14 protein-coding genes are annotated in these 13,326 nt (G+C 40.4%); 7 read left to right on the forward strand and 7 right to left on the reverse strand.

The features are described from left to right. Nucleotides 1-13: 13 nt before the first annotated feature. Together FKQ60_RS00885 and FKQ60_RS00890 are read left to right on the forward strand one after the other, a co-directional pair. Nucleotides 14-799: a sterol desaturase family protein gene (locus FKQ60_RS00885; RefSeq protein ID WP_154168161.1), complete on the forward strand. Its 786-nt coding sequence runs from the start codon at nt 14-16 to the stop codon at nt 797-799. A gap of 10 nt (nt 800-809) precedes the next feature. Further along, on the forward strand, nt 810-1,292 hold the full coding sequence (locus FKQ60_RS00890) for an NlpC/P60 family protein (RefSeq protein ID WP_158143872.1): 483 nt from the start codon (nt 810-812) through the stop codon (nt 1,290-1,292). A gap of 68 nt (nt 1,293-1,360) precedes the next feature. On the opposite strand, the gene FKQ60_RS00895 is transcribed toward FKQ60_RS00890, so the two are convergent. Beyond that, nucleotides 1,361-1,702, reverse strand: a complete 342-nt coding sequence (locus FKQ60_RS00895; protein ID WP_154168157.1) for a DUF3802 family protein — start codon at nt 1,700-1,702, stop codon at nt 1,361-1,363. A 384-nt stretch (nt 1,703-2,086) separates the two neighbouring features. Between FKQ60_RS00895 and FKQ60_RS00900 the strand changes: the two genes are divergently transcribed. Further along, on the forward strand, nt 2,087-2,953 hold the full coding sequence (locus tag FKQ60_RS00900; RefSeq protein ID WP_154168155.1) for a fructosamine kinase family protein: 867 nt from the start codon (nt 2,087-2,089) through the stop codon (nt 2,951-2,953). Between the two features lie 97 nt (nt 2,954-3,050). On the opposite strand, the gene FKQ60_RS00905 is transcribed toward FKQ60_RS00900, so the two are convergent. Beyond that, on the reverse strand, nt 3,051-3,365 hold the full coding sequence (locus FKQ60_RS00905; RefSeq protein WP_154168153.1) for a heavy metal-binding domain-containing protein: 315 nt from the start codon (nt 3,363-3,365) through the stop codon (nt 3,051-3,053). 95 nt (nt 3,366-3,460) lie between these two features. On the opposite strand from FKQ60_RS00905, the gene FKQ60_RS00910 reads away from it, so the two are divergent. Further along, the gene (locus tag FKQ60_RS00910; RefSeq protein ID WP_170905861.1) at nt 3,461-5,401 is read left to right on the forward strand and encodes an ATP-binding protein; all 1,941 of its coding nucleotides are present in this window, start codon (nt 3,461-3,463) and stop codon (nt 5,399-5,401) included. A 103-nt stretch (nt 5,402-5,504) separates the two neighbouring features. Here FKQ60_RS00910 and FKQ60_RS00915 read toward each other — a convergent pair whose 3' ends face one another. From FKQ60_RS00915 to FKQ60_RS00925, 3 genes are read right to left on the reverse strand one after another with little or no spacing between them, the layout of a single operon-like run. Then, on the reverse strand, nt 5,505-6,275 hold the full coding sequence (locus FKQ60_RS00915; RefSeq protein WP_170905862.1) for a transporter substrate-binding domain-containing protein: 771 nt from the start codon (nt 6,273-6,275) through the stop codon (nt 5,505-5,507). A 43-nt stretch (nt 6,276-6,318) separates the two neighbouring features. After that, nucleotides 6,319-7,077 carry a transporter substrate-binding domain-containing protein gene (locus tag FKQ60_RS00920; protein WP_170905863.1) on the reverse strand — a complete coding sequence of 253 codons (759 nt, stop codon included), beginning with the start codon at nt 7,075-7,077 and terminating at the stop codon, nt 6,319-6,321. 31 nt (nt 7,078-7,108) lie between these two features. After that, the gene (locus FKQ60_RS00925; RefSeq protein WP_170905864.1) at nt 7,109-8,656 is read right to left on the reverse strand and encodes a DUF3369 domain-containing protein; all 1,548 of its coding nucleotides are present in this window, start codon (nt 8,654-8,656) and stop codon (nt 7,109-7,111) included. A 184-nt stretch (nt 8,657-8,840) separates the two neighbouring features. Between FKQ60_RS00925 and FKQ60_RS00930 the strand changes: the two genes are divergently transcribed. Next, complete coding sequence (locus tag FKQ60_RS00930) at nt 8,841-9,044, forward strand: CPXCG motif-containing cysteine-rich protein (protein WP_170905865.1); 204 nt, start codon at nt 8,841-8,843, stop codon at nt 9,042-9,044. Between the two features lie 58 nt (nt 9,045-9,102). Here FKQ60_RS00930 and FKQ60_RS00935 read toward each other — a convergent pair whose 3' ends face one another. Then, on the reverse strand, nt 9,103-9,711 hold the full coding sequence (locus tag FKQ60_RS00935) for a riboflavin synthase subunit alpha (RefSeq protein ID WP_170905866.1): 609 nt from the start codon (nt 9,709-9,711) through the stop codon (nt 9,103-9,105). A gap of 142 nt (nt 9,712-9,853) precedes the next feature. Here FKQ60_RS00935 and FKQ60_RS00940 point away from each other — a divergent pair, with 142 nt between their 5' ends. Both FKQ60_RS00940 and FKQ60_RS00945 read left to right on the forward strand, forming a co-directional pair. After that, nucleotides 9,854-11,224, forward strand: a complete 1,371-nt coding sequence (locus FKQ60_RS00940) for an MATE family efflux transporter (RefSeq protein ID WP_158143866.1) — start codon at nt 9,854-9,856, stop codon at nt 11,222-11,224. A gap of 114 nt (nt 11,225-11,338) precedes the next feature. Continuing rightward, the gene (locus tag FKQ60_RS00945; protein WP_158138470.1) at nt 11,339-12,373 is read left to right on the forward strand and encodes a DUF3080 family protein; all 1,035 of its coding nucleotides are present in this window, start codon (nt 11,339-11,341) and stop codon (nt 12,371-12,373) included. On the opposite strand, the gene FKQ60_RS00950 is transcribed toward FKQ60_RS00945, so the two are convergent. After that, nucleotides 12,370-13,233 (reverse strand): DNA ligase, encoded by an 864-nt coding sequence (locus FKQ60_RS00950; protein ID WP_158138471.1) that lies wholly within the window; start codon nt 13,231-13,233, stop codon nt 12,370-12,372. The two genes, FKQ60_RS00945 and FKQ60_RS00950, sit on opposite strands and share 4 nt — an antisense overlap. Between the last annotated feature and the right edge of the window lie 93 nt (nt 13,234-13,326).

Here is a 13,326-nt window from a genome sequence, read left to right on the forward strand (position 1 = left end):
GAGCCTCTTAAGCATGCAACCAGAAACGGTTCGTTTGATTATTTTCGGCGTCGTACTGATCAGTTGTGCGATTTGGGAAGTACTCTATCCTCGGAAAATGCTCACGCAAAATAAATGGCTACGCTGGGTCAATAACCTTGGCTTAGTTGGACTAAACGGCTTGCTGATTATGCTGTTAATGCCTATCGTCGCGTTTTCTGCAGCCCAGTGGGCACAAGAACATCAGATAGGTGTTTTCAACTACTTGGGGCTGCCTTCATGGTTGGTTATTCTGCTGTCATTACTCCTATTAGATGCGATCATTTATGGTCAGCATGTCTTATTTCATCGCGTACCTTATCTCTGGCGCTTACATCGCATGCATCACGCAGATCAAGATATTGATGTGACGACAGGCGCACGCTTTCATCCTATCGAAATACTGTTATCAATGTGGATAAAAATTGGTGCGGTGTTATTACTCGGGATTCCACCTAGCGCGGTCTTATTGTTTGAAATAATCCTTAACGCAAGTGCTATGTTTAATCACAGTAATGCTAAGCTGGCGTTAAAGGTTGACGATTGGTTACGAAAGTGGCTAGTAACACCAGATATGCATCGCGTCCATCACTCGATTATTCCTAAAGAGACTCATGCTAATTTTGGCTTTTGTTTATCAATTTGGGATCGGTTATTTGGGACTTATCGCGCTCAGCCTGAACATGGGCACGATAAAATGACGATTGGCTTACCCCTTTTTCAGCAACGTAGAGAACAATGGCTGGATAAAATGCTCAGTCAGCCTTTTCGTCGTGATTAAGAGGAGTTCTATGAGATTCAAAATAGTTGGACTGATGGCCCTGTTGCTTATCAGCGGATGTGCATCACAACAAGAGCAAATAAACCAAAGCACATCGGATTGGCAACAGGCAGAGCAATGGCCTGACACTTCATTATTTAACGTGTACCAACAGTGGCGAGGTGTCCCTTATCGATTGGGGGGAAACGGCAGAAATGGCATTGATTGCTCAGCTTTCGTACAAGTTGCCTTTCGCGATGTCTGGCAACACCATTTACCGCGCACCACATGGTTACAGAGCCAGCAAGGTAAAGCTGTCGCCTACCGCGATGCACAATACGGTGATTTGGTTTTTTTCAAAACCTCCCCGTCCACTCGCCATGTCGGGGTCTATTTAGGAAATAAAAGCTTTGTCCATGCCTCTACCTCGCAAGGCGTAACCATATCGAGATTAGATAACCCTTACTGGGCAGCAAGGTTTTGGCAAATAAGAAGAATAGAAAAGCCACTTTAGTTATCAGTGGCAAGTGGATCTCAGGTCTAGTTTATATACTCAATGCAAGTCGTTTTAAAACCATGAGGTTAATCGTACTTACTCACCGCAGTATCAAACAAGTTTTTAACTAAAGCGACATACTCATCGAGAAATAAAATTTGTTCGTTGGTCGCAGGTTTATACCAAACACTGGTCAGGACTTCGCCTAAATCATCAACCACCAAATCCGCTTCTTTTAGCAAGCGGAAACGAACACTTGAGTGTAGCTCTGGATTTTGCTCGAAAATCGCCATAATGTTACTGGCAATCATATCGGTAATGACATCTTCGACGCTCTCTTGCCCAATGTCACCATCACGGGTAAAGATATCCATGTTCATCGCCAAATGTTCGATCAGAGCTAAATAACCATCGGTTTCTACAACCACTTTTCTTCTCCGTTTACCGCTTATTGCCAGAATCAACGTTGCCTTGAGTAATATTAAGTCATGAACACGCTTTTTCACAGTCTAATGACCGAGAATCTTTGCGTTATTTCTTGCCTCATCTGAAACTGCAGGCGAGTTTTGGTGTTGATGATTGCCCAACCACAACAGCGTGGCAAGCTTTGAGATACGACATTATTGTATCTTAAAGCTGGTGTACAGTTAAATGTGCTGCGGGTTATGATTAGGAAACTTGACTGTAATCACATTTATTCCTTTTTACTTCATCCAAACGCTAACTAAATGAAATTATGTGCATTTGAAGTCTGAAATGTTGGTTTATTTCATCTAGACTATCGGTAACTTCATCGGCATGGGAATAGCATTATGTGGCAAGCCATCACGCAACAGCTCTCAGCAACCCTAACGTTCCAATTTGATCTTGTTGAAAGAAGCAAATTAAATGCTGGTGATATTCATGATTGTTACATGATTTCTAATGGCAACGAACGCTATTTTGTCAAAGTTAATCATCGTGACAATTTGCCTCTTTATGAAGCGGAGGCAAATAGCCTGCGTCTGCTCGCGGAGAGTCAATCCGTCTTGGTTCCACAACCGATTGTCGTCGGAGTGACCAAAAATCACTCCTTTATTATCTTAGATTATTTGCCAACCAAACCATTAGATGACCTCAATAACCAATATCGATTCGGTCAACAAATGGCGAAACTTCATCAGTGGGGAGAACAAAAAGAGTACGGCTTTGATGAAGATAATTATCTCGGTGAAGTCCTTCAGCCCAACCCTTGGAATAAAAAATGGCATCTGTTCTTTGCAGAGCAGCGTATCGGCTGGCAACTACAATTACTCAAAGAAAAAGGGATATTTTTAGTTAACATTGATGAATTTGTCGATGTGATTAAACAACAACTGACCTCTCACACGCCTAAACCTTCTCTTTTACATGGTGCTCTTTGGTTTAGTAACGTTGCCCATTCCGTTACCGGCCCAATTTGTTATGATCCGGCTTGTTATTGGGGGGATCGTGAATGTGATATTGCAATGACAGAGTTAATGACTGGATTCCAAGATGAATTTTATCAAGGCTACCAAAGCCTACTTCCTCTAGACAATAAGTACCAACAACGTAAAGAGATTTATAATCTTTACCATCGTCTTAATCATTGTAATCAATTTGGTGGGCACTATTTAAATCAAGCCGATGATGCGATACAGAGAATCCTCGCTTTTTAAATTCAAGGTAGGAATAAAACCTCCCTATCTAACGAACCCACTCATCCCAACACGGCATGCTCTAAAACATACCGTGTTGCTTTTAAACCTCAAATGATCACTTTAGTTTGACCGCCGTACCAAAAGCCAATACCTCCGAAGAGCCATTCGTAATCGCACTGGTGGTAAAACGAACCCCAACCACAGCATCCGCTTTGAGTTGTTTTGCTTCTATCAATAACCGCTCAATCGCTACACCGCGCGCTTCGGTAAGCAGTTCCGTATAGCCATGCAACTCACCACCAATAATGCCCTTTAAATTGGCCATAATATCTCGCCCTACATGCTTAGACTGAACGACATTGCCCATTACAACACCAAGAATGTCAACAATCTCTCGACCAGGAATGGTTTCTGTTGTGGTGTAAATCATCAAATACCTCACTATTTATCTATTTGCTTTCACACAGATTAATTAAATTTACCAGCTATACTTTATAAAGTCGCTGACTATTTGGAAGGTATGTAATGACACAACAATACACAGAAGCCGTAAGCAATCCTTTTTCAAGTCGGATAGGCAGACGTATCATTATCATTATGGTGATCTTGAGTGGTATTTTAACCCTCACTACAACATTGCTACAAATCTACTGGGACTATAGACAAGAGATCAATGACATCAACCAAAAACATTATGAAGTAAAAAATGTGCATTCCGAGCTTCTCGTTAGCTCACTATGGTCTTACGATTTAGCGCTATTACAACAGCATCTCGACCTATTGGTTAATCTCCCAAAAATTCAATACTTAGAAATACAGTCGGTCCAAACGGTATTGAGCGCCGGAGAAAAAGTGGAAAACTATCCAATCACCGATACTTATCCATTGGTTTATTTCAATCTACCCGATCAGAGCTTTGAAACCATTGGTACGATTTATGTTGAGTCTAATGCAGAAGAAATTTATACCGCCCTCTTTCAACAATTTTTAACGACTTTAGCGATTAACGCGTTTAAAACTCTTTTTGTGTGTGGGATATTATTAATAGTTTTCCATTCCAGCATTAACCAGAGAATATTTCAAATCGTTGAGTATTTACGCCGCTACAATCCAAGGCACCCCGCTTTACCTTTACAGTTAAATAATCATAAATGGGTGATGGAAAAAAATGATGAACTTGATCTTCTTGGTTACGAAGCGAATCGTATTACGGCTAATATCACTAAGCTCTATCAAAATATCCAACAAGAAAAAGAACGACTGGCTGATTTCACACAAGTCTCATCAGATTGGCTATGGGAGACTAATCAACAAGGAGAATTAATTTATTGCTCAGAAAGCATGATAAATACCTTAAGAATCGATCTCGAACAAAAACCTACTTTTAATGACATTGACTGTTTTTCTAAAACTAATGACTTATTGATTGCTCTCGAACAACAACGAAATTTTAATCACTGTGAAGTCACTATAGAACAAGCTTCTGGAAAGCAATATCTGATGTTACAAGCCATCGCACGTTATAAAGATGAGATTTTTATTGGTTTTCGTGGTACGGCATTAAATATTTCCTCACTCAAAAACACTCAACTTCAATTGCATGAGTTAAATGAAAGTCTTGAACAACAAGTCGCCATTAGAACTCACGATCTCGAACTGAGTATGGCGCAATTGAAAGCTACACAAAAACAACTGATTGAAGCTGAAAAATTATCAGCATTAGGAGGCTTGGTTGCCGGTGTTGCCCATGAAGTGAATACCCCTCTTGGTATCTCTGTGACAGCTGCATCCATCATCAACGAAACAGCGATAGCACTCAATCAAGCGTTTTCTAATCAAACGTTGACCAGCACTGAATTTTCAGAATTAATGCAAAGAATGACCTCAAGCGGTAAAATGCTCGAAAACAATTTAAATCGAGCGGCAAGATTGATCCGAGATTTCAAACAAACTGCGGTAGATCAAGTATCTGAAAGTCGCTGTGAGTTTGAACTTGTGCAAACCTTAGATGCTTTAATGGCCAGTTTGCATTCCGAGACTAAGAAAATCCCAGTTGAACCGGAAATTATCAGCCCTAGCGGTCCAATAAAGATGAATAGCTTACCGGGTGTGATTACGCAAATTGTCACTAATTTAGTACTCAATAGTGTCAATCATGCTTTCGAGCAGCAACCTAATGCAAAAATCTCGATTCAGTTATCAGAAATCGAGGATAGTGTATTAATTGAATATCAAGACAATGGTTGTGGCGTAGCTCCCCATTTACATCACAAGATATTTGAACCTTTCTATACCAGTAAAAGAGGTTATGGCGGTTCAGGCCTAGGGTTAAATTTAGTCTTCAACTTGGTCAAGCAAAAGTTAAACGGTGATCTTAAATTTGAATCTGAGATTAATCATGGTGTTAAATTTATTATTCGCATACCTAAAAAGCTACCATTGATTATTGATGATGGTAAAAATTAATAGTTTAAAAATATAACATATGGAAGCAAATAAATATTATTGTGAAAAATAAAACCTGGTTAAATTATCATGCCAATTTTAACCAGATTCATTAAATTCGCCATTATTCAATATATTTCCCTATTATTCTATCAAGCTCACCAGATACTCGTAATTGTTTAATATGTTGATCAAATATAGATTTAAGCTCTAGACCATCAGGTATCGAGCGTGAAATAAGCATGTGGAATTTATCACCGCTAATTCCCGGAATGCTCACGGATTTTAGTCCATTGGCGAGATGATCAATACCTTCTGAAGCTTTAAAGCCAGCCAATATTTCATGACGAGCAAGAAAAACGTCACATCGATTCGCTTCTAACATTTTCACGACCTGATCAAAGGTTCTACCATTTTTACGAACCTTACTATCGTCAACACCGAAGCCGGTATAGTTATACCCCTGTAGCCCGCAGGTTCTTAAGTAATCGAGATCTTGCGCCGTTCGGATAGGCAAGCCTTCAGGATAAGTAATTGATGAATATACATAACTAGGTTGAAGAGTATAATAATAATCGGTTAAAATATAATCTTTATCTCGCTCTTCACTATAAGCAGCACTTAAAGCAATATCATATCGACCTAATTTTGTTTCACGTAAACAACGTTGCCATGGTGGTAGATCTACCGTTATCGTTACGCCTAGTGGCGAGAAAATCGCTTCTAACACATCGATATCATAACCAATTACTTTTCTCTCTTTTTCAAAATGATAAGGTGGCCAACTTCCACCATCACCACAGACTGAAAGTGACGTTCTTACTTGCGCCATTGTGGATATGGATAAAGTTATACCAGAAAATAATATTAATACTTTTATTATTTCTCTCTTCATATCCTATATTCTCTCTAATCGTATGTTTTAAGACATTTAAGTATTAAAACTGCCAATCATCATAAGGTAGATGGATCGTTTTATAAATAGCCTCTAACTCACCACTTTCTTTAAGTTTATCAATCATTCTTGTTAAATAATCATCAATCCAATCACCTTTATTACCTTTAGGAATAATAAAAACATCTTCAAAGTCATAGAAAAATTGCCTATGGATATTTTCCAAATCTAATTGCCTTAAAGCAATATCAGCTTCTTCTTGCGCCCATACAAAACCATCAATGCGTCCCATTGATAGTTTCAATAAAGAACTATTAATACTACTTGAGCGAGATACATTAAAAGGCATATATTCAGGAACAGCTTCAATAGTATAATTATTTGGTTGACTCCACAATTGTTCTGAGGTGAATGGTTTATTCTTATTAGTGTAGAGGACATGAGTGACAAGTCCAAATGTTTTACTACTAAAGCGGAACGGTAATTTTTTTTCTGGATCATCTGTTCTAATTGCTGGTAATGCAAAGTTTGCACTACCATTAATGATCCCATATAATGCTCTATGTATAGGATAAACATAAATATTAATCTTAATATCAGGATCTAATTCATCTATTCTTCGAACAAAGTCAACAAAAGGCCCACTACCATCAGCATTAATTAATCCCGGAAGCTCACCCAAATGAGCAATAATTTCACTCCTAGAGTGTTCTTTCTCTTCTGCATGAATAGAAAATAAAAGAGGAAAGAAAATAAATGATGAACATATAAAAAATCGATTGAAATCCATTAAAACACTCATAACAACACCTACGCTTAATAAGTAAAGAAACTTAATCTGGGTACTGTTCACGAATAGCGATAAAATGCTCCCAATTATCAATTAATAAAGTAACTAAAGTCGGGTCGAAATGTTTACCATTTTGGCTGATTAATTCATTTTTAATATCATCTTCCGACCAAGGCTCTTTATAACTGCGTTTTGATCCTAAAGCATCAAACACATCCGCTAACGCGGTGATACGGCCACTGATGGGTATCTGCTCGCCAGCCAATCCATTTGGATAACCGCTGCCATCCCATTTTTCATGATGACTACCTGCAATTTCTTTTGCTTTCACAATCAGTGGACGATTGGATTTACTGAGTATTTCAACACCATAGTCAACGTGCTTTTTCATGATTTCCCATTCATCAGCCGTTAATTTACCTGGTTTATGCAAAATACTATCCGGTATTGCTACTTTGCCTACATCATGCAGTGGTGAACCATTTTTTATCATGTACACCTCCTGCTCGGGCAAGCCACACAAATCGGCCAGTTTTTCAGCAATCAGTGAAACACGCTGTACGTGTGCGCCCGTTTCTTTACTTCTTGCTTCTACCGCATTAGCTAGGTTGTAAACCAACTCTTTGGACGTCTCTCGTAAATCAAGCTGTAAATTCAGGTTATTAAAAGTCAGCGCAATATTTTGCATATAGATTTCGAGCAACTGAGCATCCGCTTCTCTCAACTCTTCTAATAAGTTGATATATAATAAGTTTTCAGTCCCTCGACTATCGAGCATATAAAGAATAGCCGCATCATGAAAATTTTCAGAACGTTGGTTATTTAATACTTGCTGACATCGCCGTGCGACTTCATCGGGTAAATGTGAAAAATCACATTCACTAGAGAGATCAACAAACCCACCTATCGCCGCTAGAGTTAACGCATAAGTTGCGGTACCGTCGGCTTTCGGACGCACCACGCAATAAAAACCAGAAGCAGGTAATTTTAATAGTGACGTAAGCTGATGAAGAACCGATTCGGCATACGCTTTTAATGTTGTGGTATTTTGTACTTGTGCCGATGCTTGAATCACTCGCTTTAATCCCTGTTTTTGTTCTTCGATTAAGCATAAATCGCGATAAGAACGTAGCATCGAATACATTAAAGTACGCAATTTTTGAGTCGTTAATTCGGTTTTTTCTTTATAGTCATCAATCTCATATTGCTGAATGACTTTATCTTCTGGCGCTTGCCCTGCTTGCCCAGTACGTAACACTAAGCGGATATTTTTATTACTGCATTCTCGGCGAATGTACTCCACCAAATCCAACCCCGCGTGCTCTGTCTCCATAACAACATCAATCAGCGCCAGAGCGATGTCTGGGTTATCTTGAAGAACCTGCTTCGCTTCTTTAGCCGATAATGCAGAAAGTAGCTCTAACTTTCTTGATTGAAACGTAAAACCGGACAAAGCGATTTGCGTGATCTGATGGATTTGCTCATCATCATCGACGAGCAATACTTGCCAAGGCTTTATGCTTGCCGTAATCGGGCTTTTTTTCTCGGCACCGGAATTGTCTTGGGAACGATAATCAGCAAATAGATCCATAATAACCATCTTATTGTTTAACGACCTACTTATAGGTTTAGCACATCAACGATGATTTTATATACTCAGAATCCTTCTTAGATAAAGAAGTCTCGATGAGAGCAAACTTTGCACTTAATTTTCTGTTTTAAGCAACTTTACTGGCTAAGATTAACGGTGTGAGAGTAACAGTAAGGAAAGCGATATGAAGAATTTTACGGAGAGAGCGGTACCGTGCCCACACTGTGGGCACACCATTCGCATCACTTTAGATTCCAGTAATGGCAGCCAAGATTTTTATGATGATTGTCCTGCGTGCTGCCATGCTATTCACCTTAATATGCAAGTTAACGAACAGCAAGATTGCATTGATCTTTATATTGATGCTGATGACGAGCAGATTTTTTAATCGAGTGGCTTTACCTTGCTTAAGGGCGTGACCTTCAACACGTCCTTAACATTAATGACTAAGATTTTTTAGCCAATACGCGCTCAACAGTATCCACAATCGCTTGCGTCCGCGGATCAATTTCAAGGTTAATTTTATCGCCAACTTGACGGGTCCCGAACAGCGTTCGCTGTAACGTTTCAGGGATAAGATGAACATTGAAACGGTTAGCTTCAACTTGACCAATCGTTAATGAACAACCATCAAGACCGATGTACCCTTTAGGGAGTACATATTTGATCAATGATTCAGGGACTTCAAACCACAACGTTTTATTATGATCAGAGTCGATGATATCGATTAATGTTGCCATATGGATAATATGTCCAGACATTGAATGGCCACCAATTTCATCGCCAAATTTAGCGGCTCGTTCAATATTCACCCTATCGCCTAGTTTCAGCTCCCCTAAGTTAGTTAAGCGTAGAGTTTCTTGCATCAAATCAAAAGAGACTCGGTGACCATCAATATTCGTCACCGTCAAACAACAACCGTTATGCGCCACCGAAGCGCCTATGGTTAAGCCCGTAGAGAGAGGCTCTGGAAGCTCAATAATATGAGTTTGAAATTGTGCTTTTTTATCCATAGCGACAAGTTTTGCTGTCCCTTGTACAATACCTGTAAACATAATGTGATTCCGGTAGATTTTCGTGGTGCTTAGTGTGACATTTCTTTATCATTCTCTCTAGACCCTACGTACTCGAAAGTACCCCCCTTTTTATCTCTTGAGTCACTATTTGACCTAGATTTTCCTTTTTCCGGAGAAGTGTGTGCAACGTTATAAACAAGAAGCCTCAACGTTAGTTAAACTCGCCACCCCTGTACTCATTGCCTCGATTGCCCAAACAGGGATGGGATTTGTTGATACAGTGATGGCTGGTGGCGTGAGTGCGACAGATATGGCTGCGGTGTCCATTGCAGCGAGTATTTGGCTGCCTTCTATCTTATTTGGTATCGGCTTACTAATGGCATTAGTGCCGATTGTCGCTCAACTTAATGGTTCTGGGCGTAAAGAACAGATCGCTTTTGAAATCCAGCAAGGCGCGATATTAGCGTTATGGGTATCGCTACCGATCATTTTGGTCTTATTTCAAACCAAAATCATTTTGGGCTTTATGGACGTTGAAGAGTTGATGGCACAGAAAACCATTGGCTATATGTTTGCCGTTATGTTTGCCGTTCCCGCCTTTTTGTTATTTCAAACCTTACGCAGTTTCACTGATGGAATGTCATTAACTAAACCTGCCATGGTCATCGGTTTCCTCGGTTTATTATTTAATATCCCACTCAACTGGATCTTTGTGTATGGAAAGTTTGGTGCACCGGCTCTTGGCGGTGTGGGATGTGGTGTTGCGACCACCATCGTCTACTGGATTATGTTTTTGATGTTACTGGCTTATGTCGTCACGTCGAACCGTTTAGCTCACATTAACTTATTTGCGCAATTTCATCCGCCGAAACTAAAAGCACAACTACGCTTGTTTAAGTTAGGCTTTCCTGTTGCTGCGGCATTATTTTTTGAAGTGACGCTTTTTGCCGCTGTGGCTTTGTTAGTTGCCCCGCTTGGCTCTTTGGTGGTCGCAGCACATCAGGTCGCGTTAAGTTTTTCTTCATTGGTATTTGTGATCCCGATGAGTATTGGTGCTGCTGTATCCATCCGTGTTGGGCATACTATTGGTCAACATAACCTACCTGGTGCTGCCGTTGCATCTAATGTAGGTTTAATGGTCGGTGTCGCCGCTTCTTTGTTGACAGCGACTTTTACCCTGATCTTTCGACAAGAGATTGCTTTGCTATACACCAACAATACCGAAGTGATTACCCTAGCAATGCAGCTACTGATTCTGGCTGGTATCTATCAATGTGTCGATGCTATTCAGGTGGTTGCTGCAGGTGCTTTACGTGGTTATAAAGATATGGCGGCGATTTTTAATCGTACCTTTATTGCGTATTGGATTTTAGGCTTACCAACGGGTTATGTGTTGGCGATGACCGACTGGATTGTTGAGCCAATGGGCGCAAGTGGTTTCTGGATTGGCTTTATTGTTGGCTTAAGCTCTGCGGCTTTAATGCTTGGTTTACGTTTATATTGGATGCAAAGCCAAGATGAAGAGATACAAATGCAATTTGCTGCTAAGTAGCCAAAGACACGGTAGTTTAAAGTAGCAACAATCAAGGCCAAGTGATGACTCTAACTGAACTTGGCTTTTTTATTTTGCGTATATGGATAGAGATGGTTTCGGGAGGGGAAGTCCGTGGATCAGTACCATGTTTGGTCGATAAACAGCCATAAAACATTCACACCGTTACTGTGTGTGATTACCTTAATGATCTTACTCACTGGTTGCGATACCTCTAATCAATCACTTGAGAGTGATTTCTCTACCTACTTAACACGAATTGCCAACGTTCAACAAGCCGAGCGGTTGGCAAATCCCAAAAGGTTATCGCAAACTTTACCGGACAAACGACACATTGAGCTGACGATCACGCCACTGACTTTAGGCTTACTTGATAGTTATGAACTGAGAAAATGCCAGCTTTTTCAACTCATTGCCCAAAGAAACTCCTCCCTTGGCCGAGTCCAAGATGAATTTCGCGGTTTTGACTACGAGATACAATTATTAAACGGCATCGAACACTGTTTGCAAATAAACTCGCTTTCTCAAAGCGTTAGTACACAACTAAAAACGATGGCAGAACTTAAAGGGCAAGATCTCCATAAACATTGGTATAACTTACTCTATACCAGCGTGGCCATGCGTGCGCAGCTCACCAGCCATTCATGGTTAGCCGATAACATCGAACTCAGTGCACTCACTCAAGCGTTAAAAACCTTTACCACCGTTCATGACCATATAGTGCTTAATCAAACCTTACCCGATAGCGTTATTACTCCCTATCAAGAGGTAATTGAAAAGCAGCGTATTTTGGGGGCTCTCAAGTTTTCGCTGGATAATGCAGCCCTCTGGCTCACAGTTACGACTCAGCAATTGCAAGATAACGATAGCGCGATTGTATGTGGTCCAAATCAAGACCGTACTCGTCTCCATTATTTACAAAATGTGTTCAACCGTTATTATGTTGAACGTATTCAGCCGGCATTAACTCGGATTGATAGTGTCTATCTTCAATTAGAAGAGTTCTTCATCATTTTTGAAGCCAACGATAGTATGAAGAGCCACTTTACCGTGCAAGATAGCCACCAACAGTTTCGTGATGCCCTTGCGTCACACGTAGGCTATTGGCAGCAATTATTTCAACGCTGTTCAATCAGCGTCGGCCGTTAACATACGATTTCTCGATTACGCATAAAGCGAGCAAAACGAGGGATGCCTGAATCGGTATACCCATTGTATTGATAAGTAATTAAACAGCCTATTTTAGGTGGAGTTTGACGTAATTGATCGGTTAAACCACTGCCAATCGCAAATTCAATACCGTCATCCGTTCGCACAATCAGAGCACCGACCATACCGGTATATTTGCCTTTTCCTGGTCGATAACCAATCACGTGAGCTTCTGCATCTTGGTGTTTTTTTAACTTGAGGAGATCATCGCTGCGCCCAGCTTGATAATCGGCAGCAACTCTCCGTAGCATTAACCCTTCGCCACCCAAAGTAAACAGCGTTTCAAGATCAGCGAACAACGTCTGCTCGGATTCAATCGGCTGATGGACGATATACTGAATATGTTTCGCGCCGATATTCGTCGTTATCTCAATTAAATGTTGGTATCGTATCCGAAAATTGCCTTCCATTTCAGGCACATCAAACAACATAAAATTGATTTTTTGCCAAGCAACATCCGAAGGCTGTCTATCTAATACTGTTTGCTGAACAAGGGAAAACTGCTCGCGTCCCGCCCACAATTCACCTTCTAACGGGTAGCTGGGCAACGGTTCAGTAAACCATGAGGGCGCATGGATCGGGTAGCCATTACGAGTAGTGAGTTGTTGCCCATCCCAAATCGCACGAATACCATCCAATTTTTCACTTTGCCAATAATCACCTAACTCAATCCCTTGACGATATTCTTTTGCATAGACAATCGGCAACGGTTGATAATCGGCTGACCAAACTGGCGTAATCGTTATAGCTGGCGCTATAAGTAGTAGCGAGGCGGTAATTAACGAGATTTTATATGACATCACTTGTCCTCAAATTTTCACTCTAATGATGCGCTAAGCATCTGATTTAAAGATGAGTAAAGTATGCCGATATCAGCGTCTATTTGAGCAACA

The organism is Vibrio sp. A11 (genome assembly GCF_013048705.1).
GTDB lineage: Bacteria > Pseudomonadota > Gammaproteobacteria > Enterobacterales > Vibrionaceae > Vibrio > Vibrio metschnikovii.

Excerpts from the sequence above, each read along its gene's own strand:
- FKQ60_RS00885 (WP_154168161.1), top strand. The coding sequence starts at position 14 with ATGCAACCAGAAACGGTTCGTTTGATTATTTTCGGCGTCGTACTGATC.
- FKQ60_RS00890 (WP_158143872.1), top strand. The coding sequence starts at position 810 with ATGAGATTCAAAATAGTTGGACTGATGGCCCTGTTGCTTATCAGCGGA.
- FKQ60_RS00900 (WP_154168155.1), top strand. The coding sequence starts at position 2,087 with ATGTGGCAAGCCATCACGCAACAGCTCTCAGCAACCCTAACGTTCCAA.
- FKQ60_RS00905 (WP_154168153.1), bottom strand. The coding sequence starts at position 3,365 with ATGATTTACACCACAACAGAAACCATTCCTGGTCGAGAGATTGTTGAC.
- FKQ60_RS00910 (WP_170905861.1), top strand. The coding sequence starts at position 3,461 with ATGACACAACAATACACAGAAGCCGTAAGCAATCCTTTTTCAAGTCGG.
- FKQ60_RS00915 (WP_170905862.1), bottom strand. The coding sequence starts at position 6,275 with ATGAAGAGAGAAATAATAAAAGTATTAATATTATTTTCTGGTATAACT.
- FKQ60_RS00920 (WP_170905863.1), bottom strand. The coding sequence starts at position 7,077 with ATGAGTGTTTTAATGGATTTCAATCGATTTTTTATATGTTCATCATTT.
- FKQ60_RS00925 (WP_170905864.1), bottom strand. The coding sequence starts at position 8,656 with ATGGATCTATTTGCTGATTATCGTTCCCAAGACAATTCCGGTGCCGAG.
- FKQ60_RS00930 (WP_170905865.1), top strand. The coding sequence starts at position 8,841 with ATGAAGAATTTTACGGAGAGAGCGGTACCGTGCCCACACTGTGGGCAC.
- FKQ60_RS00935 (WP_170905866.1), bottom strand. The coding sequence starts at position 9,711 with ATGTTTACAGGTATTGTACAAGGGACAGCAAAACTTGTCGCTATGGAT.
- FKQ60_RS00950 (WP_158138471.1), bottom strand. The coding sequence starts at position 13,233 with ATGTCATATAAAATCTCGTTAATTACCGCCTCGCTACTACTTATAGCG.